At 31.9% G+C, this 24,557-nt stretch carries 37 protein-coding genes and 1 pseudogene; 37 read left to right on the plus strand and 1 reads right to left on the minus strand.

The window, feature by feature from the left end; translation table 11 throughout:
- The 36 genes and pseudogenes from tuf to QZ286_RS06905 all read left to right on the plus strand — a co-directional run.
- Positions 1 to 261 (plus strand): annotated as a pseudogene (tuf, locus tag QZ286_RS06730) (elongation factor Tu); the annotation flags it as partial.
- A gap of 271 nt (positions 262 to 532) precedes the next feature.
- Complete coding sequence (gene rpsJ / locus QZ286_RS06735) at positions 533 to 844, plus strand: 30S ribosomal protein S10 (protein WP_005885865.1); 312 nt, start codon at positions 533 to 535, stop codon at positions 842 to 844.
- A gap of 180 nt (positions 845 to 1,024) precedes the next feature.
- Complete coding sequence (rplC, locus tag QZ286_RS06740) at positions 1,025 to 1,651, plus strand: 50S ribosomal protein L3 (RefSeq protein WP_291256205.1); 627 nt, start codon at positions 1,025 to 1,027, stop codon at positions 1,649 to 1,651.
- 30 nt (positions 1,652 to 1,681) lie between these two features.
- A complete protein-coding gene (rplD, locus tag QZ286_RS06745; protein WP_291256206.1) occupies positions 1,682 to 2,314 on the plus strand; it encodes a 50S ribosomal protein L4 in 633 nt (210 codons plus the stop codon).
- The gene (gene rplW, locus QZ286_RS06750) at positions 2,314 to 2,601 is read left to right on the plus strand and encodes a 50S ribosomal protein L23 (RefSeq protein ID WP_005885871.1); all 288 of its coding nucleotides are present in this window, start codon (positions 2,314 to 2,316) and stop codon (positions 2,599 to 2,601) included. The genes rplD and rplW overlap by 1 nt, the downstream gene beginning before the upstream one ends.
- A 66-nt stretch (positions 2,602 to 2,667) precedes the next feature.
- The gene (gene rplB, locus QZ286_RS06755) at positions 2,668 to 3,498 is read left to right on the plus strand and encodes a 50S ribosomal protein L2 (RefSeq protein ID WP_291256207.1); all 831 of its coding nucleotides are present in this window, start codon (positions 2,668 to 2,670) and stop codon (positions 3,496 to 3,498) included.
- Positions 3,499 to 3,527: 29 nt separating this feature from the next.
- Positions 3,528 to 3,806, plus strand: a complete 279-nt coding sequence (gene rpsS, locus QZ286_RS06760) for a 30S ribosomal protein S19 (protein WP_291256208.1) — start codon at positions 3,528 to 3,530, stop codon at positions 3,804 to 3,806.
- Positions 3,807 to 3,852: 46 nt separating this feature from the next.
- Positions 3,853 to 4,185, plus strand: a complete 333-nt coding sequence (gene rplV / locus QZ286_RS06765) for a 50S ribosomal protein L22 (RefSeq protein WP_291256209.1) — start codon at positions 3,853 to 3,855, stop codon at positions 4,183 to 4,185.
- 17 nt (positions 4,186 to 4,202) lie between these two features.
- A complete protein-coding gene (gene rpsC, locus QZ286_RS06770) occupies positions 4,203 to 4,859 on the plus strand; it encodes a 30S ribosomal protein S3 (RefSeq protein ID WP_005885879.1) in 657 nt (218 codons plus the stop codon).
- A gap of 2 nt (positions 4,860 to 4,861) precedes the next feature.
- Positions 4,862 to 5,284, plus strand: a complete 423-nt coding sequence (gene rplP, locus QZ286_RS06775; protein ID WP_291256210.1) for a 50S ribosomal protein L16 — start codon at positions 4,862 to 4,864, stop codon at positions 5,282 to 5,284.
- Positions 5,284 to 5,466, plus strand: coding sequence for a 50S ribosomal protein L29 (rpmC, locus tag QZ286_RS06780; RefSeq protein ID WP_005885895.1), 183 nt, complete (start codon positions 5,284 to 5,286; stop codon positions 5,464 to 5,466). The genes rplP and rpmC overlap by 1 nt, the downstream gene beginning before the upstream one ends.
- A gap of 47 nt (positions 5,467 to 5,513) precedes the next feature.
- Positions 5,514 to 5,765, plus strand: coding sequence for a 30S ribosomal protein S17 (gene rpsQ / locus QZ286_RS06785; RefSeq protein WP_005885897.1), 252 nt, complete (start codon positions 5,514 to 5,516; stop codon positions 5,763 to 5,765).
- 30 nt (positions 5,766 to 5,795) lie between these two features.
- Complete coding sequence (rplN, locus tag QZ286_RS06790; protein WP_005885899.1) at positions 5,796 to 6,164, plus strand: 50S ribosomal protein L14; 369 nt, start codon at positions 5,796 to 5,798, stop codon at positions 6,162 to 6,164.
- A 24-nt stretch (positions 6,165 to 6,188) separates the two neighbouring features.
- On the plus strand, positions 6,189 to 6,530 hold the full coding sequence (gene rplX, locus QZ286_RS06795) for a 50S ribosomal protein L24 (RefSeq protein WP_204688121.1): 342 nt from the start codon (positions 6,189 to 6,191) through the stop codon (positions 6,528 to 6,530).
- An 18-nt stretch (positions 6,531 to 6,548) separates the two neighbouring features.
- Positions 6,549 to 7,100, plus strand: a complete 552-nt coding sequence (gene rplE / locus QZ286_RS06800; RefSeq protein ID WP_291256211.1) for a 50S ribosomal protein L5 — start codon at positions 6,549 to 6,551, stop codon at positions 7,098 to 7,100.
- A gap of 22 nt (positions 7,101 to 7,122) precedes the next feature.
- The gene (gene rpsN, locus QZ286_RS06805; protein WP_005885905.1) at positions 7,123 to 7,410 is read left to right on the plus strand and encodes a 30S ribosomal protein S14; all 288 of its coding nucleotides are present in this window, start codon (positions 7,123 to 7,125) and stop codon (positions 7,408 to 7,410) included.
- 26 nt (positions 7,411 to 7,436) lie between these two features.
- The gene (rpsH, locus tag QZ286_RS06810) at positions 7,437 to 7,832 is read left to right on the plus strand and encodes a 30S ribosomal protein S8 (RefSeq protein WP_005885908.1); all 396 of its coding nucleotides are present in this window, start codon (positions 7,437 to 7,439) and stop codon (positions 7,830 to 7,832) included.
- 24 nt (positions 7,833 to 7,856) lie between these two features.
- On the plus strand, positions 7,857 to 8,390 hold the full coding sequence (gene rplF / locus QZ286_RS06815; protein ID WP_291256212.1) for a 50S ribosomal protein L6: 534 nt from the start codon (positions 7,857 to 7,859) through the stop codon (positions 8,388 to 8,390).
- A gap of 29 nt (positions 8,391 to 8,419) precedes the next feature.
- Positions 8,420 to 8,788, plus strand: a complete 369-nt coding sequence (rplR, locus tag QZ286_RS06820) for a 50S ribosomal protein L18 (RefSeq protein WP_291256213.1) — start codon at positions 8,420 to 8,422, stop codon at positions 8,786 to 8,788.
- Positions 8,789 to 8,812: 24 nt separating this feature from the next.
- The gene (gene rpsE / locus QZ286_RS06825) at positions 8,813 to 9,316 is read left to right on the plus strand and encodes a 30S ribosomal protein S5 (protein ID WP_005885912.1); all 504 of its coding nucleotides are present in this window, start codon (positions 8,813 to 8,815) and stop codon (positions 9,314 to 9,316) included.
- A 14-nt stretch (positions 9,317 to 9,330) separates the two neighbouring features.
- The gene (gene rpmD / locus QZ286_RS06830) at positions 9,331 to 9,516 is read left to right on the plus strand and encodes a 50S ribosomal protein L30 (RefSeq protein ID WP_005885913.1); all 186 of its coding nucleotides are present in this window, start codon (positions 9,331 to 9,333) and stop codon (positions 9,514 to 9,516) included.
- A gap of 1 nt (position 9,517) precedes the next feature.
- Entirely contained in the window at positions 9,518 to 9,997 is a 480-nt protein-coding gene (gene rplO / locus QZ286_RS06835) for a 50S ribosomal protein L15 (protein WP_291256214.1), read from the plus strand.
- A gap of 38 nt (positions 9,998 to 10,035) precedes the next feature.
- Positions 10,036 to 11,316, plus strand: coding sequence for a preprotein translocase subunit SecY (secY, locus tag QZ286_RS06840; protein WP_291256215.1), 1,281 nt, complete (start codon positions 10,036 to 10,038; stop codon positions 11,314 to 11,316).
- Positions 11,317 to 11,458: 142 nt separating this feature from the next.
- The gene (locus QZ286_RS06845) at positions 11,459 to 12,367 is read left to right on the plus strand and encodes a DMT family transporter (protein ID WP_291256216.1); all 909 of its coding nucleotides are present in this window, start codon (positions 11,459 to 11,461) and stop codon (positions 12,365 to 12,367) included.
- Positions 12,368 to 12,497: 130 nt separating this feature from the next.
- Entirely contained in the window at positions 12,498 to 13,139 is a 642-nt protein-coding gene (locus QZ286_RS06850) for an adenylate kinase (protein WP_291256217.1), read from the plus strand.
- Positions 13,140 to 13,163: 24 nt separating this feature from the next.
- Positions 13,164 to 13,928, plus strand: a complete 765-nt coding sequence (gene map, locus QZ286_RS06855) for a type I methionyl aminopeptidase (RefSeq protein WP_291256218.1) — start codon at positions 13,164 to 13,166, stop codon at positions 13,926 to 13,928.
- A 101-nt stretch (positions 13,929 to 14,029) separates the two neighbouring features.
- Entirely contained in the window at positions 14,030 to 14,251 is a 222-nt protein-coding gene (gene infA / locus QZ286_RS06860) for a translation initiation factor IF-1 (RefSeq protein WP_005885934.1), read from the plus strand.
- Between the two features lie 22 nt (positions 14,252 to 14,273).
- Positions 14,274 to 14,387 carry a 50S ribosomal protein L36 gene (rpmJ, locus tag QZ286_RS06865; RefSeq protein WP_005885935.1) on the plus strand — a complete coding sequence of 38 codons (114 nt, stop codon included), beginning with the start codon at positions 14,274 to 14,276 and terminating at the stop codon, positions 14,385 to 14,387.
- Positions 14,388 to 14,562: 175 nt separating this feature from the next.
- A complete protein-coding gene (gene rpsM / locus QZ286_RS06870; RefSeq protein WP_176846798.1) occupies positions 14,563 to 14,919 on the plus strand; it encodes a 30S ribosomal protein S13 in 357 nt (118 codons plus the stop codon).
- A 57-nt stretch (positions 14,920 to 14,976) separates the two neighbouring features.
- Positions 14,977 to 15,366 carry a 30S ribosomal protein S11 gene (rpsK, locus tag QZ286_RS06875; protein ID WP_005885940.1) on the plus strand — a complete coding sequence of 130 codons (390 nt, stop codon included), beginning with the start codon at positions 14,977 to 14,979 and terminating at the stop codon, positions 15,364 to 15,366.
- 63 nt (positions 15,367 to 15,429) lie between these two features.
- Positions 15,430 to 16,017, plus strand: coding sequence for a 30S ribosomal protein S4 (gene rpsD / locus QZ286_RS06880; RefSeq protein ID WP_291256219.1), 588 nt, complete (start codon positions 15,430 to 15,432; stop codon positions 16,015 to 16,017).
- 27 nt (positions 16,018 to 16,044) lie between these two features.
- Positions 16,045 to 17,022 carry a DNA-directed RNA polymerase subunit alpha gene (locus tag QZ286_RS06885; RefSeq protein WP_291256220.1) on the plus strand — a complete coding sequence of 326 codons (978 nt, stop codon included), beginning with the start codon at positions 16,045 to 16,047 and terminating at the stop codon, positions 17,020 to 17,022.
- A gap of 27 nt (positions 17,023 to 17,049) precedes the next feature.
- The gene (gene rplQ, locus QZ286_RS06890) at positions 17,050 to 17,400 is read left to right on the plus strand and encodes a 50S ribosomal protein L17 (protein WP_291256221.1); all 351 of its coding nucleotides are present in this window, start codon (positions 17,050 to 17,052) and stop codon (positions 17,398 to 17,400) included.
- A 60-nt stretch (positions 17,401 to 17,460) separates the two neighbouring features.
- The gene (locus QZ286_RS06895; protein ID WP_291256222.1) at positions 17,461 to 17,940 is read left to right on the plus strand and encodes a C-GCAxxG-C-C family protein; all 480 of its coding nucleotides are present in this window, start codon (positions 17,461 to 17,463) and stop codon (positions 17,938 to 17,940) included.
- 229 nt (positions 17,941 to 18,169) lie between these two features.
- Entirely contained in the window at positions 18,170 to 19,639 is a 1,470-nt protein-coding gene (locus QZ286_RS06900) for a transposase (protein WP_291256223.1), read from the plus strand.
- A gap of 272 nt (positions 19,640 to 19,911) precedes the next feature.
- Entirely contained in the window at positions 19,912 to 20,352 is a 441-nt protein-coding gene (locus tag QZ286_RS06905; RefSeq protein WP_291256224.1) for a PTS sugar transporter subunit IIA, read from the plus strand.
- Positions 20,353 to 20,406: 54 nt separating this feature from the next.
- Here QZ286_RS06905 and QZ286_RS06910 read toward each other — a convergent pair whose 3' ends face one another.
- The gene (locus QZ286_RS06910) at positions 20,407 to 22,287 is read right to left on the minus strand and encodes a PTS fructose transporter subunit EIIC (protein WP_291256225.1); all 1,881 of its coding nucleotides are present in this window, start codon (positions 22,285 to 22,287) and stop codon (positions 20,407 to 20,409) included.
- 173 nt (positions 22,288 to 22,460) lie between these two features.
- On the opposite strand from QZ286_RS06910, the gene QZ286_RS06915 reads away from it, so the two are divergent.
- Positions 22,461 to 24,515 (plus strand): BglG family transcription antiterminator, encoded by a 2,055-nt coding sequence (locus QZ286_RS06915; RefSeq protein WP_291256226.1) that lies wholly within the window; start codon positions 22,461 to 22,463, stop codon positions 24,513 to 24,515.
- Positions 24,516 to 24,557: the final 42 nt, after the last annotated feature.

Consider the following 24,557-nt stretch of genomic DNA (forward strand, 5'->3'; position numbering starts at 1 on the left):
GTATACGTATTAACTAAAGAAGAGGGAGGAAGACATACTCCATTCTTCTCAGGATACAGACCACAATTCTACTTCAGAACAACTGACATAACTGGAGCAATCACATTACCAGAAGGAGTAGAAATGGTAATGCCAGGAGATAACATCGAAATGAGAGTTGAATTAATCCACGCGATCGCAATGGAAACAGGATTAAGATTCGCTATCAGAGAAGGTGGAAGAACAGTAGCTTCAGGAGTAGTTGCTGAAATTCTTAAATAATAATTGATATGAAAGGGAGCTTTTAAAGCTTCCTTTTTTTTATAGAAAAAGATATAAAACAATAATAAAGATTGAAGATTGGAAATTTTTTACTAGTTGTTTCTTTAATAAAATGATCTCTAAATCTATATTTGAAAAAAACTCAAAAAAACTTTAGAAAAAAATAAAAAAAAGCTTTTCTTTTTTGGGAAAGTATGATATACTCTTTAAAGTGTATAAGGATATTTGAAAAAATCCTTAAAGATAATTTTCAAGGAGGTGTAAAGAATAAATGGCTTCTAACAAATTAAGAATCTACTTAAAAGCTTATGATCACACTTTATTAGATCAATCAGCTAAGAAAATAGCGGAAGTTGCTAAAAAGTCTGGAGCGGAGATCGCAGGACCTATGCCATTACCTACTAAAATTAGAAAGTACACTGTATTAAGATCAGTGCATGTAAACAAGGATTCAAGAGAACAATTTGAAATGAGAGTACACAGAAGAATGGTTGAAATCAACAATTCTACACAAAAGACAATAGCTTCGTTAACAGCAGTTAACTTACCAGCTGGTGTTGGAATAGAAATCAAACAAATCTAGTTGATTTTTAGAAAAACATTGTAAGGTTATATTTCGAGAATTTGATTTGTTTGATAAGATGATTATCGGAATAAAAAATTTCCTTACAGAATAATACAAGTTGGCGCTTTTTTTAAAGCAAAGTGGTAGAACCACGAGGTCAAGTTGTCAACCAATATATTATTTGATGGAGGTAGAAAAATGTCAGGAATTTTAGCAAAGAAAATTGGAATGACTCAAATTTTTGAAGACGGAAAATTCATTCCAGTAACAGTTGTTGAAGCTGGTCCTAACTTCGTACTACAAAAGAAAACTGTAGAAAACGATGGATATACAGCTCTACAATTAGGATTTGATGAGAAAAAAGAGAAAAACACTACTAAACCAGTAATGGGAATCTTCAAGAAAGCAGGAGTAAATCCTCAAAGATTCGTAAAAGAATTAAGAGTTGACTCAGTTGAAGGTTATGAATTAGGTCAAGAGATCAAAGTTGATGTACTTGCTGAAGTAGCTTATGTAGATATTACAGGAACTTCAAAAGGTAAAGGAACATCAGGAGTTATGAAGAGACACGGATTCGGTGGAAACAGAGCTTCTCACGGGGTATCTAGAAACCACAGACTAGGTGGATCTATCGGAATGTCAAGTTGGCCTGGTAAAGTATTAAAAGGAAAAAGAATGGCTGGACAATATGGTAACGAAACAGTAACAGTTCAAAACTTAAAAGTAGTTAAAGTTGATGCAGAAAACAACTTATTACTAATAAAAGGTGCAGTACCTGGAGCAAAGAACGGTTACATAGTTGTTAAACCAGCTGTAAAAAAATAATTCATTAGTAGATGTGGAAGGAGGAAAATAATGGCAGTTTTAAACATATATGACTTGACAGGAACTCAAACTGGAACTGTAGAAGTTAAAGATACAGTGTTTGGGATTGAGCCTAATCAAGCAGTACTTCATGAAGTACTAACTGCAGAATTAGCAGCTGCTAGACAAGGAACTGCAGCTACTAAGACTAGAGCAATGGTTAGAGGAGGAGGAAGAAAACCTTTTAAACAAAAAGGAACTGGTAGAGCTAGACAAGGAAGTATCAGAGCTCCTCACATGGTTGGTGGAGGAGTAACATTCGGTCCTCACCCAAGATCATACGAGAAAAAAGTTAACAAGAAAGTTAGAAACTTAGCATTAAGATCAGCTTTATCTGCTAAAGTTGCTAACGGAGATATCTTAGTTCTTGAAGGAACTATCGAAACTCCAAAAACAAAAACAATAATCGCTTTAACAAATGCAGTTAATGCAACTAACAAGCAATTATTCGTAGTAAATGATTTAGCAGAGTTAAACGATTACAACTTATACTTATCAGTAAGAAACTTAGAGAACGCAGTTGTATTACAACCAAACGAGATCGGAGTTTACTGGTTATTAAAGCAAGAGAAAGTAATCGTAACTAGAGAGGCACTAACTACAATAGAGGAGGTGCTTGGATAATGACAGCTTATGATATCATCAAAAGACCTGTTATCACTGAGAAAAGTGAAATGTTAAGAAGAGAGTATAACAAATATACTTTCGAAGTAAACACAAAAGCAAACAAAATTCAAATAAGAAAAGCTGTAGAGGAAATATTTAACGTAAAAGTTGAATCTGTATCTACTTTAAACAGCAAACCAGTTGTTAAAAGACACGGAATGAAACTTTACAAAACTCAAGCTAAAAAGAAGGCTATTGTTAAATTAGCTCAAGGAAGCACAATCACTTATTTTAAAGAAGTGTAATAGATTAACGGCTAAAGATATATATAGGTCTAAATATAAAGGAATTTTTTCGGAGGTTAAGCAAAAATGGCTATTAGAAAAATGAAACCTATTACTAATGGACAAAGAGGAATGTCAAGATTAGTTAATACGGATTTAGATAATGTAAGACCTGAAAAGTCTTTAACTGTACCTTTAAAATCTGCATATGGTAGAGACAACTATGGACACAGAACATGTAGAGATAGACAAAAAGGACACAAAAGACTTTACAGAATTATCGATTTCAAGAGAAATAAATTAGATATACCTGCTAGAGTAGAATCTATCGAGTATGATCCAAATAGAACAGCTAATATAGCTCTTTTATTCTACGTTGACGGAGAGAAAAGATATATACTAGCTCCTAAAGGACTAAAAAAAGGTGACATGGTTATGGCAGGATCTCAAGCTGAGATTAAACCAGGAAACGCACTTAAAATAAAAGATATGCCAGTAGGGGTTCAAATTCACAATATTGAACTACAAAGAGGAAAGGGTGGACAATTAGTTAGATCTGCAGGAACTGCAGCAAGACTAGTTGCAAAAGAAGGAACTTACTGTCACGTTGAGTTACCATCAGGTGAATTAAGATTAATTCACGGTGAATGTATGGCTACAATCGGTGAAGTAGGAAACTCAGAACATAGCTTAGTACAAATTGGTAAAGCTGGAAGAAACAGACATATGGGAAAAAGACCTCATGTAAGAGGATCTGTAATGAACCCTTGTGATCACCCTCATGGAGGAGGAGAAGGAAAGAATCCTGTAGGTAGAAAAGCTCCTTTAACACCTTGGGGAAAACCTGCTTTAGGTGTTAAAACTAGAGGTAAGAAAACTACAGATAAGTTTATCGTAAGAAGAAGAAACGATAAGTAATTCTAAATTCGAGAGGAGGCTAATAAGGAATGGCTAGATCATTAAAAAAAGGACCTTTCTGTGACCACCACTTAATGAAAAAAGTAGAAGAGGCAGTAGCTTCTGAAAACTTAAAAGCAGTTATTAAGACTTGGTCAAGAAGATCAACAATATTCCCTAACTTCATCGGAATCACTTTTGGTGTATATAACGGGAAAAAACATATCCCTGTTCACGTAACTGAGCAAATGGTTGGACATAAATTAGGAGAATTCGCTCCAACTAGAACTTACTATGGACACGGAGTAGACAAGAAAAAGAAAAAATAATTTCAATTAAGCATATATTTGAGAAAGTAAAGAGGAGGTTGGACTAGTGGAAGCTAGAGCAATTACGAGATACGTAAGAATGTCTCCTAGAAAAGCTAGATTAGTAGCTGACTTAGTGAGAGGAAAATCAGCACTAGAAGCATTAGATATTCTAGAATATACAAATAAAAAATCAGCTAGATTAATAAAGAAGACATTAGCATCAGCTATTGCTAATGCAACTAACAACTTCAAAATGGACGAAGATAAGTTAGTAGTTTCAACAATTATGATAAATGATGGACCAGCTCTTAAGAGAATAATGCCTAGAGCTATGGGAAGAGCAGATATAATCAGAAAGCCAACAGCTCACATTGTTGTTGCTGTTTCTGAAAAGTAGTTTAAGGAGGTAAGACTGTGGGACAAAAAGTAGACCCTAGAGGACTAAGACTTGGAATAACAAGATCTTGGGATTCTAACTGGTATGCAGATAAAAAGGAATACGCTAAGTACTTCCATGAAGATGTAAAAATCAGAGAGTATGTCAAGAAAAACTACTTCCACGCAGGAATAGCGAAGGTAAAGATCGAAAGAACTTCTCCTTCAAATGTAGTAGTTCTTGTTTACACAGCTAAAGCAGGAATAATCATCGGAAGAAAAGGTGCTGAAATAGATAACTTAAGAGTAAATCTTGAGAAATTAACAGGAAAGAAAGTAACTGTAAAAGTACAAGAAGTTAAAGAATTTAACAAAGATGCTGTACTAGTTGCTGAAAACATTGCTACATCTATCGAGAAAAGGGTAGCATACAAAAGAGCTGTAAGCCAAGCTGTAATGAGAGCTATGAGAGCTGGAGCTAAAGGAATCAAAGTTATGGTTTCAGGAAGACTAAATGGAGCAGAAATTGCCAGAGCTGAGTGGGTAGTTGAAGGAAAAGTTCCTTTACATACATTAAGAGCTGATATTGATTATGCAACAGCAACAGCTCACACAACTTATGGAGCTCTTGGAATAAAAGTATGGGTTTTCCATGGTGAAGTTCTTCCAACTAAAAGGGAAGGAGGAGAAGCGTAGTCATGTTAATGCCAAAAAGAACAAAACATAGAAAAATGTTTAGAGGTAGAATGAAAGGTACAGCTCAAAGAGGTAACACTGTAGCGTTCGGAGATTACGGACTACAAGCTCTTGAGCCACACTGGATAACAAATAGACAAATAGAATCATGCAGGGTTGCAATCAACAGAACATTCAAAAGAGAAGGAAAAACTTTCATAAGAATATTCCCTGACAAACCTATCACAGCTAGACCAGCTGGAGTGAGAATGGGTAAAGGTAAAGGAAGCGTTGAAGGTTGGGTAGCAGTAGTTTTACCTGGAAGAATGATGTTCGAAGTTTCAGGAGTAACTGAAGAGAAAGCTATAGCAGCATTAAGAAAAGCTTCTATGAAACTTCCTGTAAGATGTAAAATAGTAAAAAGAGAGAATGGTGGTGAAAACTAATGAGAGCTAAGGAAATAAGAGAAATGTCAACTGAAGACTTAGTTGTTAAGTGTAAAGAGCTTAAGGAAGAGCTATTCAACCTAAAGTTCCAACTTTCATTAGGTCAACTTACTAACACTGCTAAAATCAGAGAAGTTAGAAGAGAAATTGCTAGAATAAATACAATCTTAAATGAAAGATAATCTCATTCAAAGTATAAATTGATTCTTAGGAAGAGGAGGTTAATGTCTTGAGAAACGAAAGAAAAGTTAGAGAAGGAATAGTTGTTTCTGATAAAATGGATAAAACTATCGTTGTTGCAATAGAAACAATGGCTTTACACCCAATCTATAAGAAGAGAGTAAAAAGCACTACTAAGTTTAAAGCTCACGATGAAAATAATGTAGCTCAAACTGGAGATAGAGTAAGAATTATGGAAACTAGACCATTATCAAGAGATAAAAGATGGAGACTAGTAGAGATTGTTGAGAAAGCTAGATAATTCCAATTATTGTGAGAGGAGGATAATTTAATGGTACAACAACAAACTATCCTTAACGTTGCTGATAACTCAGGTGCAAAAAAATTAATGATAATCAGAGTATTAGGTGGATCTAAAAAAAGATTCGGAAAAATTGGAGATATCGTTGTAGCATCTGTTAAAGAAGCGATCCCTGGTGGAAACGTTAAAAAAGGTGACGTAGTTAAGGCTGTAATAGTTAGAACTAAAAAAGAATTAAGAAGAGAAGATGGATCATATATAAAATTTGATGATAACGCAGGAGTTATAATCAATAACAACAATGAGCCAAAAGCAACAAGAATATTTGGACCAGTTGCAAGAGAGTTAAGAGCTAAAAACTTTATGAAGATTTTATCTCTAGCTCCAGAAGTAATCTAATAAATAAGAGAGGAGGCTAATATCGTGGCTAAACCTAAAATTAAATTTATACCAGAAACTTTACACGTAAAAACAGGAGATATGGTTTATGTAATCTCTGGTAAAGATAAAGGTAAAACAGGTAAAGTTGTAAAGGTATTCCCTAAAAAAGGAAAAGTTGTAGTTGAAGGAATAAATATAGTAACTAAACATATGAAGCCAACTCCAATAAACCCACAAGGTGGAGTTGTTAGCAAGCCAGCTGCTATATTCTCATCTAAAGTAATGTTATTTGATGAGAAAGCTGGAAAACCAACAAGAGTTGGATACAAAATGGTAGATGGTAAAAAAGTAAGATACTCAAAAGTATCTGGAGAAGTTCTATAAGAAGGGAGGAAAACGTAAGTGTCTAAATACGTTTCTAGATATCATAAATTATATAATGACGTTGTAGCTCCAGCTTTAATAAAAGAGTTAGGAATTAATAACGTAATGGAATGTCCAAAGCTAGAAAAGATAATAGTAAATATGGGAGTTGGAGAAGCTACTCAAAACTCTAAATTAATAGATGCTGCTATGGGAGATCTAACTATTATTACTGGACAAAAACCAATAGTAAGAAAGGCTAAGAAATCTGAAGCAGGATTCAAATTAAGAGAAGGAATGCCAATCGGAGCAAAAGTTACTTTAAGAAAAGAAAGAATGTACGATTTTCTAGATAGATTAGTGAATGTGGTTCTTCCAAGAGTAAGAGACTTCGAAGGAGTTTCAGCTAACTCATTTGATGGAAGAGGAAACTACTCTTTAGGATTAAGAGATCAATTAGTTTTCCCTGAAATCGAATTTGATAAAGTTGAAAAACTTTTAGGAATGTCTATCACTATCGTTTCTTCTGCTAAAAATGATGAAGAAGGAAGAGCTTTACTTAAGGCGTTTGGAATGCCTTTCAAAAAGTAATAGTGAGGAGGGTAAAGAATAAATGGCAAAGAAGTCAATGATCGCTAGAGATGTTAAAAGAGCTGAACTATGCGAGAAATATGCTGAAAAAAGAGCTGAGCTAAAGAAGAGAGTTGCTGAAGGTGACATGGAAGCTATGTTCGAATTAAACAAACTTCCAAAAGATTCTTCTGTAGTTAGAAAAAGAAATAGATGTCAGTTAGACGGAAGACCAAGAGGATTCATGAGAGAATTTGGAATTTCGAGAGTAAAATTCAGACAGCTTGCAGGAGCTGGAGTAATACCAGGAGTTAAAAAATCATCTTGGTAATATTATAGGAAGGAGGATTTTCGTAGATGTATTTAACAGATCCAATTGCTGATATGTTAACAAGAATCAGAAATGCAAATGCAGTAATGCATGAGAAAGTAGATGTACCTCATTCAAATTTAAAAGATAGATTAGCAGAAATCCTAAAAGAAGAAGGATATATAGCTAACTATAAAGTTGTGACTGATGGGAACAAAAAAAATATAAGAGTTTACTTAAAATATGATGGTAAAGAGAGAGTTATCAAAGGAATAAAAAGAATCTCTAAACCTGGAAGAAGAGTGTATTCTTCAGTAGAAGATATGCCAAGAGTATTATCAGGATTAGGAATTGCTATCGTATCTACTTCTAAGGGAATTGTTACTGACAGAGTAGCTAGAAGAGAAAACGTAGGTGGAGAAATTCTTGCATTTGTTTGGTAATAATAACTTAGGAGGTGTTAGTAAATGTCAAGAGTAGGTAAAAAACCTATTATAGTGCCTTCTGGAGTTGAAGTAACATTAAACGGAAACGTAGTTACTGTAAAAGGACCAAAAGGTACTCTAACAAAAGAATTTAATTCAGAATTAACTATAAAAAAAGTAGAAAATGAAATCGTTGTTGAAAGACCAAACGATTTACCAGCTGTAAGAGCTATACATGGAACTACAAGAGCTTTAATCAACAACATGATCGTAGGAGTTTCTCAAGGATTTAGAAAAACTCTTAACCTAGTTGGAGTTGGATACAGAGCAGCTGCAAAAGGAAAAGGATTAGAATTAGCACTAGGATACTCTCATCCAGTTATTATAGATGAAGTACCTGGAATTACATTCACAGTAGAAAAGAATACAACTATCCATATCGATGGTAGCGAAAAAGATGTAGTAGGACAAGTTGCTGCTGATATAAGAGCTAAAAGAGCTCCTGAGCCTTACAAAGGAAAAGGAGTTAAGTATTCTGACGAAGTTGTTAGAAGAAAAGAAGGAAAAAAATCGTAAGGTAGCTTAACTAAAAGGAGGTAAGACAGTTGTTTAAGAAGGTAGATAGACAAGCTGTAAGAACAAGAAAGCATTTATCAATCAGAAACAAAATTTCTGGTACAGCTGATAGACCAAGACTTTCTGTATATAGATCAAACAACAATATCTTTGCTCAATTAATAGATGATGTTAATGGAGTAACTCTAGTTTCTGCATCAACTATTGATAAAGCATTAAAAGCAAATATTGCAAATGGTGGAAATACAGAAGCTGCTAAAACTGTAGGTAAAGCACTTGCAGAAAGAGCGGCAGCTAAAGGAATAACTAATATCGTATTCGATAGATCAGGATACAAGTACACAGGAAGAGTAGCGGCTCTTGCTGAGGCAGCTAGAGAAGCTGGATTAAGCTTCTAATTCTATTAGAGAGGAGGATTTCACTTGTCTAAGTTAGCAAATAGAGAAGAAAAACAATATCAAGAAAAATTATTAAAGATATCAAGAGTTTCTAAGACAACTAAAGGAGGAAGAACTATATCTTTCTCAGTTTTAGCAGCTGTTGGAGATGGAGAAGGTAAAGTTGGATTAGGATTAGGTAAAGCTAATGGTGTACCTGATGCTATAAGAAAAGCACTTTCTTCTGCAAAGAAAAATTTAGTAGATGTTTCTCTAAAAGGATCTACTATTCCTCATGAAACTGAAGGAAAATGGGGAGCAACAACTTTATGGATGGCACCAGCTTATGAAGGAACTGGAGTTATCGCTGGTTCTGCAACAAGAGAGATATTAGAGCTTGTTGGAGTACATGACATTTTAACTAAAATCAAAGGATCTAGAAACAAACATAACGTTGCTAGAGCTACAATAGAAGCTTTAAAATCACTTAGAACAGCTGAGCAAATCGCTGCTTTAAGAGGTAAAGAAGTTAAAGATATCTTAAGCTAGGAGGGAATTTAGAGATGGTAAAGCTTAGAATAGAGCTTGTAAAAAGCATAATCGGAAGAAAGCCTAACCACATAGCAACTGTAAAGTCGCTAGGGCTTAAGAAGATGAATGATGTTGTGGAGCATGTAGAAACTCCTGAGTTAAAAGGTAAACTAGCTCAAGTTTCTTACTTACTTAAAGTAGAGGAGGTGCAAGCTTAATATGAAATTAAACGAATTAATGCCTTCTGTACCAAGAAAAGCTAGAAAAAGAATCGGAAGAGGAGAATCTTCTGGATTAGGTAAAACAGCTGGAAAAGGAAGCAACGGACAAAAGTCTAGAGCTGGTGGAGGAGTAAAACCTTACTTTGAAGGTGGACAAATGCCTATCTATAGAAGAGTTCCAAAAAGAGGTTTCTCTAACGCATTATTCAAGAAAGAGTATGCTGTAATTACATTAGATCTTTTAAATAGATTTGAAGAGGGAGCAGAAGTTACTCCAGAAATCTTATTCGAAACTGGATTAGTTAGAAAAATGATGGACGGTATCAAAGTTTTAGGAAACGGAACTTTAGATAAAAAATTAACTGTAAAAGCTCACAAAGTTTCTGCATCTGCAAAAGCTGCTATAGAAGCAAAAGGTGGAGTAGTAGAAATTATAGAAGTTAAAACTTTTGCTGACGTTGCAAAGAATAACAAGTAATAATAACTTGCTAAAACCTAAAGCGAGGTGAAGTTGTTTTGACTTTAATGGAAAAATTTAATACGAAATTGAGTAGCATTATGAGGATTCCCGAATTAAGGGAGAGAATCGTCTTCACCTTGTTGATGTTTTTAGTTGCAAGAGTTGGGACATATATTCCTGCACCAGGAGTAGATGTCGACAGACTTGCAACTATGACAACACAAAGTGATATATTAGGTTATATAAATATGTTCTCAGGTGGAGCTTTTAAAAGAGTATCTATTTTTGCTCTTGGAATAGTTCCATACATTAACTCATCAATTGTTTTCAGCTTATTAGCTGTGATTATTCCCAAGATTGAAGAGATTCAAAAAGAGGGAGAATCAGGAAGAAACAAGATTACTCAATGGACTAGATATTTAACAATTGGAATAGCAATAATTCAATCTTTTGGAGTTTGTATGTGGCTACAATCAGTAGGACTAGTAACAACTCCAGGAACTGCATTTTTCTTAACTACTATAGTTACTTTAACAGCAGGTACTGTATTCTTAATGTGGATTGGGGAGCAGATCTCTATTAAAGGAATAGGAAATGGAGTTTCACTTCTAATCTTTCTAAATGTAATATCTGGAGGACCTTCAAACGTTGTTCAGACTATTCAAAGTATGAGAGGAAGTAAGTTTTTAATACCTGTATTATTATTAATAGCCCTAGCTGGAATATTAGTTGTAGCAGGAATAGTTGTTTTTCAGTTGGGACAAAGAAAAATACCAATTCACTATGTAGGAAAAGGGTTTAATGGAAGAGGAGGAATGGGACAAAACTCATATATACCTCTTAAGTTAAATAGTGCAGGAGTAATGCCTGTAATCTTTGCTTCTGTAGTTATGATGATACCATCAGCTATAGTTAATGCAATCCCATCAGAGTATACTCTGAAGACTACATTGGCGATGATATTTAATCAGAGTCACCCAGTATATATGATATTATATGCTGCAGTAATCATATTTTTCTCATTCTTCTATACTGCTATAGTTTTCGATCCTGAAAAGGTTGCAGATAACTTAAAGCAAGGTGGAGGAACAATTCCAGGAATAAGACCAGGAACAGAAACAATTGAGTATTTAGAAGGTGTTGTTACAAGAATAACTTGGGGTGGCGCTTTCTTCTTAGCAGCTATATCAATACTTCCATATGCAATATTTACTTCTTTTGGACTACCAGTATTCTTTGGTGGAACAGGAATAATTATAGTAGTTGGAGTTGCTATTGATACAGTTCAACAAATAAATGCTCATTTAGTAATGAGAGAGTATAAAGGATTTATATAGAGCTTTATATAAAAGGCACAACCTTAGGGTTGTGCTTTTTTAAGTTCCATATATAGAACAATAAAAGAAAATTTTTCTTGAGATAAGATATTATTTGTATTAGAATATTAAAGAGTAGAAAATTTTAGAAAGGAATAGAAAAATGAGAAAAAAAGGATTAATTTATGCAATTTTAGCATCAGTTTTATGGGCTATAGTGAATCCAGTTATTAAGACAGGACTTAGTTATGATATGACACCAATGAACTTTGCAGGTTTAAGATTTACATCAGTTGGAATAATCTTATTTATATATACTTGGCATAGAGGAATGTGGCAGGAGATAAAAGAAAATAGGAGATTATTTACACTGTTGATACTATTAAATATCTTTTTAGGATATGCAGTTTTCTATTTAGGGGTAAATCTAGTTGATGGAGCTATTTCATCTATAATAATGGGAACAACACCATTTGTAAATGTAATTTTAAGTCATATTTTAACAAGTGATGATAAGTTAAATAAGCATAAGATAGTTAGTATATTGATAAGTTTGGTTGGATTGTTTATGATACTTGGAGTAAAAAGTACTGGATATTCATTAAATAGTGCTAGTTTTTTAGGAATACTATTTCTATATTTGAATATAGTACTTCAAGGTTATTCAGGAATTAAAGTAGCAAAATATAAGGCTAATATAGATCCAATATTTTTAAATGCTGTACAGATGTTTTTTGGAGGATTGTTATTATATCTAACAGGAGTTAGTATAGAGGGATATAGAAGTTTTATAGATAAACCATTGGGATTTTATGTTAGCTTAGGAATTTTAGTTTTCGTATCAGTATTTGCTTTCAGCTTTTGGTTTATGGCTTTACAAGACAAGAATACAAAGGTTTCAGAGGTCAATATGTGTAGATTGATAAATCCAATTTTAGGTGCTGTACTAAGCTGGATCATACTACCAGATGAGAAACCTACTTTTAATACTGTAACAGGAATGATTATCATTGTATTCTCTTTAGTTTATTATTTTAAAGGAAAAGAGTATTTTGAAAGAGTAAAAAAATAGAAATAGCTTAGAAAAAAGAGTAGAAAATTAGAGTTTCTCTCTTTTTTTTATTCATAAAATCGTGCATTTTTTTGGAAAGTGTAGTATAATAGAAAAGTGAAAACAAAATAAATTTAAGGAGTGATAACATATGAATATAATGTTATTTGGTGCACCAGGTGCAGGAAAAGGAACACAGGCAAAGTTCCTAATAGAAAAATATGGAATACCTCAAATTTCAACAGGAGATATCTTAAGAGCAGCTATAAAAGAGGGAACTGCTATGGGATTAGAGGCTAAAAAATTTATGGATGAAGGAAAATTAGTTCCAGATTCAACAATTATAGGAATAATAAAAGACAGATTATCTCAAGAGGATTGTAAAAAAGGATTCATATTAGATGGATTCCCTAGAACTTTAGCTCAAGCAGAGGCTCTAGAAGTATTAATGAAAGAGATGGGAATAGCTCTAGATAAAGTTATATCATTAAACGTTCCAGATGAATTGATAGTAGGAAGAGTAACAGGAAGAAAGGTATGTCCAGCTTGTGGAGCATCTTTCCACGTTGAATTTAACCCTTCAAAAGTAGCAGGAAAATGTGACTATTGTGGTGGAGAGTTAATCATTAGAAAAGATGATAATGCTGAGACAGTAACAAAAAGATTGGGAGAATACCACTCTCAAACAGCTCCATTATTTGATTTCTATCAATCAAGAAATCTATTAGTTGAGATAGATGGAACAAAAGAAGTAGATGCTATAACAAAAGAGATTTTTGCTATCCTTGGATAATTTTATATTAGAAAGGAGTTATAAATGGCATTAATAAAGACTTTAGATCAGATAAAGGAAATAAAGAAATCTAATCAAATAATTGCAAGACTATACAATGATATTTTACCAAAGTATATTAAACCAGGAGTTTCTACATATGAAATTGATAAGATTGTAGAGGACTATATAAGAAGTCAGGGTGCTATACCAGGATGTATTGGAGTACCAGGACCTTATGGAGCTTTTCCAGCAGCTACATGTATATCTGTAAATGAAGAGGTAGTTCATGGAGTACCAAATGGAAGAGTATTAAATGAGGGAGATATAGTGAGTATTGACACAGTAACAGTGTTGAATGGTTACTATGGAGATTCTGCAATAACTTTACCTGTTGGAGAGATAGATGAAGAATCTAAAAAACTTCTAGAAGTAACAGAAAAATCAAGAACAATTGGAATAGAGATGGCTGTTGCAGGGAACAGACTTGGAGATATTGGTCATGCAATACAACAGTATGTTGAAAAAAATGGATTTAGTGTAGTTAGAGATTATGCTGGTCATGGAGTTGGATTATCTATGCATGAGGATCCAATGATACCTAACTTTGGAAGAAAAGGAAGAGGTATTAAAATTGAAAATGGAATGGTGTTTGCAATAGAACCAATGGTAAATGTTGGAACATACAAATTGAATATGAAAGATGATGGGTGGACAGTTGTAACAAAGGATGGAAAAAGATCTGCACACTTTGAACATTCAGTTGCAATAATAGATGGTAAAGCAGTAATTTTAAGTGAAATAGAGTAATGTAAATCCATAAAAAAAGTTTAGATAAATCAATAATTTTTATAGACTTTTTGTGATTTACGTGCTATAATAATTTGAAGTTCTGTTCGATAGGAGGAATTATGTCAAAAAAAGATGTTATCGAATTAGAAGGTACTATTTTAGAAGCCCTTCCAAATGCGATGTTTAAAGTTGAATTAGAGAATGGGCATACTATTTTAGGCCATATCTCTGGGAAAATGAGAATGAACTATATTAAAATTTTACCTGGAGATGGAGTGACTGTACAAATCTCTCCTTATGACTTGTCAAGGGGTAGAATAGTATACAGGAAAAAAAATTAATATCACGAAAGGAGGCAGATGAATGAAAGTAAGAGTATCAGTTAAACCTATTTGTGACAAGTGCAAAGTTATCAAGAGACATGGAAAAGTTAGAGTTATATGTGAAAACCCTAAACACAAACAAGTTCAAGGATAATTTTGAAAGAGAGTTTGTTAAAAAGTACGACAATTATGACATGTAGTACTGTAAAGATATGTTGGCTGTAGAGCCATCTCCGAATTTAGGAAACGGAACATATCGACGAAAGTATTGAGCTAGTTTATAATTACTAGCAAAATATATAAAATTTTCGATAGAGGAGGAAACAATTTTGGCTAGAATAGCAGGAGTAGATATCCCAAGAAACAAGAGAGTTGAGATAGCTTTAACTTACATTTATGGAATTGGAAAACCAACTTCACAAAAAGTTTTAACAGAAGCGGGAATTAACTTTGATACAAGAGTTAAGGACTTAACTGAAGAAGAAGTAAACAAAATTAGAGCTATTGTAGAAACAATTAAAGTAGAGGGAGACCTAAGAAAAGAAGTAAGACTTTCTATAAAAAGACTTATGGATATCAAATGTTACAGAGGATTAAGACACAAAATGAATCTACCTGTAAGAGGACAAAGTTCAAAAACTAACGCAAGAACAGTTAAAGGTCCAAAAAAACCTATTAAAAAATAATCGAGTATTTTAGAGGAATTATAGAATTTTATAATTTAGCAAGGGAGGTAGCTTAAGTTGGCTAAAAAGAAGGTAGCTAAGATTAAAAAGAAAGTTAAAAATATTCCTAACGGAGTTGCCCATATACATTCAACTTTTAATAACACAATAGTTGCTATTACTGATGCAGAAGGTAAAGTTGTAAGTTGGAAATCAGGAGGAACTTCTGGTTTCAAAGGTACTAAGAAAGGAACTCCATTTGCAGCTCAAATCGCAGCTGAGCAAGCAGCAAATATTGCTATGGAAAATGGAATGAAAAAAGTAGAAGTAAGAGTGAAAGGTCCAGGATCAGGAAGAGAAGCTTGTATCAGATCATTACAAGCAGCTGGATTAGAAGTAACTAAGATAACTGATGTTACTCCTATCCCACACAATGGATGTAGACCACCAAAAAGAAGAAGAGTGTAGTCTCACTTATTTATTTTGAAAATTATTGCGGCAAAATGAATATAAAGGAGGAATATTTAGAAAATGGCAAGAAATAGACAGCCTGTATTGAAGAAATGTAGAGCGCTAGGAATTGATCCAGTAGTTTTAGGAGTTAACAAATCTTCTAAAAGAGGACCTAGACCAAATGCAAACAAGAAGCCTACAGAGTATGCAGTTCAATTAAGAGAAAAACAAAAAGCGAAATTTATATATAATGTAATGGAAAAACAATTCAGAAAGATATACGAGGAAGCAGCAAGAAAACTTGGTGTAACTGGTTTAACTTTAATTGAATACTTAGAAAGAAGATTAGAGAATGTAGTTTACAGATTAGGATTTGCTAAAACTAGAAGACAAGCTAGACAAATCGTTTCTCACGGACACGTTGCTGTAAACGGAAGAAGAGTTAATATCGCTTCTTACAGAGTAAAAGTAGGAGACGTTATCTCTATAATAGAGAACTCTAAAAACTTAGATATAATAAAAGCGTCTGTAGAGGATGCAACTGTACCAGCTTGGTTAGAGTTAGATAGAGCTGCTTTCTCTGGTAAAGTTTTACAAAACCCAACTAAAGATGATTTAGATTTCGATCTAAACGAGTCATTAATAGTTGAGTTCTACTCTAGATAATAAGCCCTTTTAATAGGAGTTGATTAAATGTTAAAGATTGAAAAACATGCAAGGGGTATCAATATAACTGAAGTAAAAGAGAATGAATTTAAAGGACAATATGTAGTTGAGCCTTTATATAGAGGTTATGGGCATACTGTTGGTAATGCTTTGAGAAGAGTTTTACTTTCGTCTATCCCAGGAGCTGCTATTAAAGGTGTGAGAATTAACGGTGTATTAAGTGAATTCTCTGTTATGGAAGGAATAAAGGAAGCTGTTACTGAGATTATCCTAAACATAAAAGAAATAGTTGTAAAAGCTGAAACAACTGGAGAGAGAAAAATGACTCTTTCAGTTAAAGGACCTAAAACAGTAACTGCTGCTGATATAATACCTGATGTAGGAATAGAAATAGTAAATCCTGACCAAGTTATTTGTACAATAACTACAGATAGAGAACTTGACATGGAATTTCTTGTAGATACTGGAGAAGGATTTGTTGTATCAGAAGATATCGAAAGAAAAGATTGGGCAGTTGATTATATAGCTGTAGATGCTATATACACACCAATTAGAAAGGTATCATATACTATCCAAGACACTATGGTTGGAAGAATGACTGATTTCGACAAACTAACTTTAGATATAGAAACAGATGGAAGCATTGAAATTAGAGATGCATTATCTTATGCAGTTGAGTTATTGAAGTTACACTTTGATCCGTTCTTAGAATTAGGAAATAAAATGGAAAATTTAAGAACTGATGTTGAGGACGAAGATGAGGATTCAACTACTCATTCTAAAGATGATAATATTCTAAATACTAAGATAGAGGAGCTTGATTTAACAGTTAGATCATTTAACTGCTTAAAGAAAGCTGGAATAGAAGAAGTAAGCCAATTAGCAAAATTGTCGCTTAACGAACTTCTAAAAATTAAGAATCTAGGAAGAAAATCATTAGATGAGATCCTAGAGAAAATGAAAGAATTAGGATATGATCTAAATCAAAATGGATCTCCTGAGTAAGAATATATAAGGAGGATAGCTAACTAAATGAATCACAATAAATCATATAGAAAGTTAGGTAGAAGAGCTGACCATAGAAAAGCTATGCTAAAAAACTTAACTATATCTTTACTAAGTGCAGAGAAAATAGAAACTACTGTAACTAGAGCAAAAGAATTAAGAAAATTTGCTGAGAGAATGATAACTTTAGGAAAGAAAAACACTTTATCTTCTAGAAGAAATGCATTTGCATTCTTAAGAAATGAAGAAGTAGTAGCTAAGTTATTCAACGAAATAGCACCTAAATATGCAGAGAGAAATGGTGGTTACACAAGAATCATCAAAACTACTGTTAGAAAAGGTGACTCAGCTGAAATGGCTATAATCGAGCTAGTTTAATAATAGTTAGATATGAGGGGAGCAATGAGCTCCTCTTTTTTTTATTTTAAGGAGGATCTTATGAATGTAAAACAAGAGGTACAAGAGGTAAGTGTAAAAAAAGTTATAAAGGATGCAGAAGATTTATTTGGTGGATTTTATTGTTCAGAAGCAGTAGTGAGTTCTATTAGAAGTAATTTTGAACTGGATATACCTGAGGAAGTTATAAAAATGGCATCAGGTTTTCCAGTTGGAATAGGGGGAGCAAAGTGTCTATGTGGAGCAGTATCAGGTGGAGTATTAGCTCTAGGAATATTTTTTGGACGTAGTACGCCTAATGATCCAAAAGTAAAAAAATTAATGGAATTAACAAAGGAACTTCACGATTGGTTTAAAGTAGCTAATGGGAAGAATAGTTTATGTTGCCGTGTATTAACTAGAGAATTTGATATGATTAAGGCAGAACATAAGGAACAATGTACTCTATTCACAGGATTAGTTGCTGGAAAGGTAGCTGAAATTATAATAAGGGAGTTAAATCTTAAAAATTTAGATAACTAGAGAAAAATATATTTTTACAACAAAAAGGTTAGAAAGCCCCTGACTTTAGTCATGGGGATGATTAGTTATTGAATAAACTAATATAATGTAATATAATATTTATGAGATGAGAAATATGACTGATGATTATACTCATAAAAAAGGAATTGTATATAAGAATCAATTTCATATAATTTTTTGTCCTAATGATATTGCTGAATAAAAAATATGTAGTTAGGAGGTGTAATTCGTGAATAATTTTGTAGTTCAATTTCCATTAGTTGTTGAAAAATGGCAATCTGATATTTTGAATAAAAGATTTGAAATTGCTAGAAAAATATATAATTCTTTAGTTAGAATTAGTCTTAATAGATATAAAGAATTGATTAAAACTAAAAAATATAGGGAATTAATATTTAATATTCAAAGAGACTCACAAGGAAATTTTTTAAAAAATAAATATAATAAAGAAATTTTTTTAAAAATAAATCAAATGAGAATTGACTATAAATTATCTGAATATAACTTCCAATCTGATGTTAAAAAATTTCAAAAATACTATAAAAAGAGTATTGATTCAGCTACAGCTCAAAAATTAGGAACTCATTTATGGAGAGCATATGAAAAATTATTTTATGATAAAGGAAAAGAAATACATTTTAAAAAATATGATACTCTAAATTCGCTTGAAAGTAAATCTAATAAAGCTGGAATTAGATTTAAAAACAATAGCATTGAATGGATTGGATTAAAAATGCCAGTAATTATTGATCTTAATAATATGTATGAAGTCGAAGCGATAAGAAATGATATTTCATACTGTAGAATAGTTAGAAAATTTATTCGCGGAAAATACAAATTCTATGTTCAAATAATTTTTAAAGGAACTCCTCCATTAAAAATAGATAAAAATACAGGAGAAATTAAAAGAAAAATAGGAAAAGGTGATGTTGGAATAGATATAGGAACTTCAACTATTGCATACTGTTCAGAGAATAAATTAAAAATACTTGAATTGGCTGATAAAATAAGAGATATAAGTGCTAAAAAGTGTAGAATATTAAGGAAGATGGATAGGTCTAAACGAATGACAAATCCTAATAATTTTAAAATAGATGGAACTATTAAAAAAGGAGCCAAATTTAATTTTTCTAATAAATATATAAAATTAAAAAATACTCTTAAAGAGATTTTTAGAAAAGAAGCAGATACTAGAAAATACCAACATGAGTGCTTAGCTAATGAAATAATAGCTTTAGGTGATAAAATTTATGTTGAAGATATGAATTTTAAAGGATTGCAAAAGAAAAGTAAGAAAACAGAAAAGAATGAAAAAGGAAGCTTTAAAAAGAAAAAAAGATTTGGAAAATCAATAGGGAATAGAGCTCCAGCGATGCTAATTTCTATTATAGATAGAAAATTAAAATCATTTGGAAGGGAAATTATTAAAATAAATACAAGAAAAGCTAAAGCAAGTCAATTTAATCATTTGACACAAGAGTACAAGAAAAAGTCATTAAGTAAACGTTGGAATAATATAGATGGTTATAAAATACAAAGAGATTTATATTCATCATTTTTAATTATGAATATAAATGAAGATTTAGAAACATATAATTTAAAAAAATGTAGTGAAAGATTTGATAAATTCTTAGAACTTCATAAAATTGAAGTTCTAAGATTATCAGGAAATAAAAATTTAAGTAGTATAGGAATTTAAAAATGAATAAAAAAGGTTTTGATATGAGCCTAATACTATCGTTAATGAATACAAAGGTGTTCTTGATAGTGAAAGTCTTTTAGAAAATAGTGATTGATTTATTCTTTCGAGAATAAATAGAAGCTAATTATAAAAGAACCCCTCGACTTTAGTCGTTGGGAGTATCAGTTGAAGTAATGTCATGAAAAAAGTATAATATTATTATGGGATTAAATAAGTGATGATGTAGGGAGAAGAAATTGTAGATTATTATACAATTATAAGGAGGAATAATGGGACTAATAACAGAGAAGTTAGTAATGTTGGAGTTAGATTGTAGTACGAAAAAAGAAGTGATAGAGAGAATGGCAAAAGCTATTTCTGATGAGGGATTTGTTGAAGACTATGAAGAGTTTTTAACTGCTTTATATAAGAGAGAGGATATAGCACCAACTGCTGTAGGATATGATGTTGGATTGCCTCATGGTACTTCAAAAACTGTAAAGAAACCAGGAATAGCATTTGCAAGATTAAAAACTCCAATTATGTGGAATTTAGAAGAGAAAGAGATTGCTAAAATGGTATTTATGTTAGCTATCCCAGATGAAGGAAAGGGAACTGATAAAATTAGCATATTGATAGATCTATCTAAAAAAATTCTTGATGATAGTTTTAGAGAAAAAGTTATGAAGATATCAAAAGTTAATGAAATAGTTAGATTAATAAATGAATAGATAGTAAATAACCTCTCCAGATTAGTGATCTAATTGGAGAGGCTATTTTTTCTATTATTTTAAGCTATTTTGAATTAGAGTTTTTGGATCTTGAATAGCTACCTTAGTTTTAACATCTACTACTTTTATATTTTTAAATCTATGAGGTTCTTTAATAGCAACATCATGAGCAAAGATAATAACTTTAGCATTCTCAACATCTTTTGGAGTTATTCTATTAACAATTCCATTCGCTCCTTGAGTTTCTACTTTTATTTTTACTCCTAATTTAGCAGCAGTTTTTTCTAGAGCTTTTGCAGCTAAGAAAGTATGAGCTACTCCAGAAGGACAAGATGTTATTGCTAAAACTTCTGCTTCTCCTTCACCTTGTACACTTTCGTAATTTTCAATCTCTTCTTTTAGCTCCTCTTCTTCAACAGCAACAGGTTTTAAACTATTTACAATTATCGCAGTAACTAAAGCCCCAGCTATAGTACCAATTATATATCCTATTTTTCCTTCAACAACTGGAAGAACAATCCAACCTCCCCAAGGAGCATGGTTAATACAGTTCATTAAGAAACCGATAACGTTTCCAACAATACCACCAGCAACTATGGCAGGTAAAACTCTCATAGGGTCAGCAGCAGCAAATGGAATTGCACCTTCACTAATACCGATAAGCCCCATAATAGCAGCAGCTTTTCCAGCTTCTTTTTCATCTTTTGTATATTTTTTAGGAGACATAAATGTAGCTAATGCCATTCCTAAAGGTGGAGTACAGATAGCGATTCCAACTCCTCCCATTAACCAAGGTTGAGTATCAACTTGAGTTTGAGCAAAAAGAGTAGCAACTTTATTGATAGGTCCACCCATATCAAATGCAGTCATTCCACCTAAAATAGTTCCTAATAAAACTTTTCCACTTCCAGCCATTCCAGCTAGCCAATTGTTCATTGCTCCCATCATACTTGCAATAGGAGTACCTATTATCCAGATTACAACTGAACATACTAAGAAAGTTCCAATTAGAGGATAGATAAATATTGAACCTAGTGACTTCATACTATCTGGTAATTTTATTTTCTTTAAGCATTGAACAATAAATCCAGCTATAAAACCAACAATGATTGCTCCTAAGAATCCAGTTTTATAGTTTTGAACTGCTATCCAAGATCCTATCATACCTGGTGCTAAACCTGGTTTATCAGCTATAGAGTAAGCTATATATCCTCCTAAAACAGCAGTGAAAAGAGTAAGTCCTGCAATACCCATATCTGCCATCTCTTTTAAGAAACCACTATCAGGTACAGCACCTTTTCCAGATAACATTACAGCTAATGAGAGCAATACTCCACCAGCAACTATAAATGGAATCATATGAGATGTTCCAAATAGTAAGTGTTCCTTCATTCTATTTAAAGTTTGTTTAAAATCTTTTTTCTCTTCAACTTCATAAGTAAAAGTATTTTCTTCCACTTTTTCTTCCTCTACTTTCTCCTCTTTTAGTATGACATTTAGAAACTCTTTTTTAGTTTTAGCATTTTTTAACTCCTCTAAAAATCCATCTTCCATAAATAGAGTAGTCAAATTTGAAAGAACTTCTATATGAGTAGAACCTTTTTCAGAATCTGGAATAGCTATTAAGAAAGCTAATTCAACCTCATTGTCTTCATCAACTGACTCCCAGTCAGAGATTTTATTTTTTAATCTTATTGCCGAAATTTTAGCATTTTTAACAGTTGTAGATTTTCCATGTGGAATAGCTAACCCCTCTTCTAATCCAGTAGGAGATTTTGTTTCTCTCTCCATAACAACTTTAAAAAATTCATCTCTATTTTCTAAAACTCCACTTGCATCTAGAAGATCAACTAATTTATTGATAACTTCAATCTTTGTTTTACAATCAGAATCAAGAACAATTAGACTTTCATCAATTAAATTTCTAAAATTCATATCTGTACCTCCATATTTTTATATATTTTGAGTATAACAAAATTTTATAATTTTGAATAGAATCTAATTTTTTCAAAAAAATATGATTTTTTTTGACTTTATATGTTTTATTTTAGTTAAAAATTGTAATTTATGATATAATTTAAAAAATAAGGATTTAGAAGGAGAGAGAAATGACAAATAGAATGTTAGAGATATTAAAAATATTTTTAGAGAATGGTGGAAGATCATCTTATAAATATATTTCTGAAGTGGTTCAAATAAATGAGAGAACCATTAGATATGATATAGAGAAAATTAATCAAACTCTTTCTGAAAATAGATTTAATATTATTGAAAAAAGATCTAAGGGTGAACTACTATTTACAGATTTAACTGAACTCTCTAACATAATCTCTTTTTTTCAAAAAAATATTTCTACTGACGAGATAAAAGATGAGATTATTCTATTCAAAATCTTATTTCAAGGTAGGATAAATTTAAATGAGCTATGTGTTGAATTGGATGTAAGTAGGACAACAATAAAAAGTATAATAAGAGTAATTCGTGAAAAATTTGAAAAGTATAATCTAAAGTTGGAAACAGAGGTTCAGAAAGGTTTAATCTTAGTAGGGGAGGAAAGTAGTATTAGAATAGTTCAGTTAAAATTTTTAAATAGATATTTTAACTATTTTTCTAATAACAGTTCTCAATATGTAATGAAACTATTGAAGGAAATATTTTCAAATGAGTTGAGAGAGGAAGCTAAATTATTTATAGATCTATTGATGAAAGAAAATAATACTGTAATTGCTGATGAACCATATTTGACATTTCAAAATTATATCTGTATTATGATTTGGAGAATAAAAAATGGTAGAGTTTTAACAAGTATTGAGAATGAAAATTTTTTTAGAAGAACCACAGAATTTTTACAGATAAAAAGAAATGTAGGAAGATTAGAGAAAAAATTTGATGTAGATATAAATGAAATGGAGATTTTGAGAGTGACTGACCTATATCTAGGATGTCATAACTATTGTGATGAGAGTAATTTTTATAATTTTTGGATAGAGATAGATGTTTTAGCTAAGAAGATAATAGAGAATTTTTCCATTAATATGGAGATAGATCTAACTAAGGACAAGGATCTTTTATATGGAATTATTAATCATTTAAAACCGACTATACATAGATTAAAAAACAATATCTCGTTGGAGAACTCCATTTTAGATGATTTTTTAAAAAATTATAAGCCCATTTTTGAAGCTACTAAAAAATCTGTCTATCCATTAGAAGAGTTTATAGGAATGGAGCTTACTTTAGATGAGATCGCTTTTTTAGGAACTCATTTTAAGAGTGCCATAGATAAAAATTTTTCTTTAGAGAAAAAAGTTCTAATTGTTTGTGGTTTTGGTTATGGAACATCAAAGCTATTAGCTCAACAATTGAAAAATACTTATAGTATCTTTGTGAAAGATATAATTCCAGTATATAAATTAGAGGAGTATGATCTAGAAGAGATAGATCTAATTGTAACTACTCTACACTTAGAGAATAGCTTTTCAAAACCTCTAGTACAGGTGAATACAATCTTATCTGGTGACGATAGGATAAATTTAGAAAGAGCTGGTCTGCAGGAGCAACAGAGAAAGGTTAAATTCACTAACTTGATAAAGATTATAGAAAAAAATACTCTGATAACTAATCTATCAACATTAAAAAAAGAGTTAAAAGAGCTTATGGGAGATCTTCTTATTGATGATACCAGCAAAAATATACTCTCTCTTTCTGAACTTTTAGGAGATAATATAATTTTACAGAGTGAGGCTAAAGGTTGGAAGGAGGCCATTCAAGATATTGGAGAGTTATTGATAGAGGAAGGAGCATGTAATATAAGCTATATAGAGAGTATGATTAAGAAAATAGAAGAGTATGGATCCTACATGGTAACTAATAAAAAAATTGCTATTCCTCACAGTAAGAATGATAATAATGTATTTAAAACAAGTATGGGACTTTTGATATTAAAAGAAGAGATAGATTTTCCAGGAGGTTTACCTGTAAAAATAATATTAGTTTTTACATCTAATGACGGAGAGGAACATTTAGAGGCTTTGGCAGATTTTATGGATTTGACTAATAATCACAGTTTTATAGCAAAATTAGATGAGTTTGTAAATCCTAGAAAAGTATTAGACACCATTAAGAAATTTGAATTTTTATCTAAGATAGGAAAAAATAGATAATAGTTAAAAAAATAGAGAGCGATTGATCGCTCTCTAAAATCT

It is taken from the genome of Fusobacterium sp. (assembly GCF_019012925.1).
In the GTDB taxonomy this organism is placed as follows: domain Bacteria; phylum Fusobacteriota; class Fusobacteriia; order Fusobacteriales; family Fusobacteriaceae; genus Fusobacterium_A.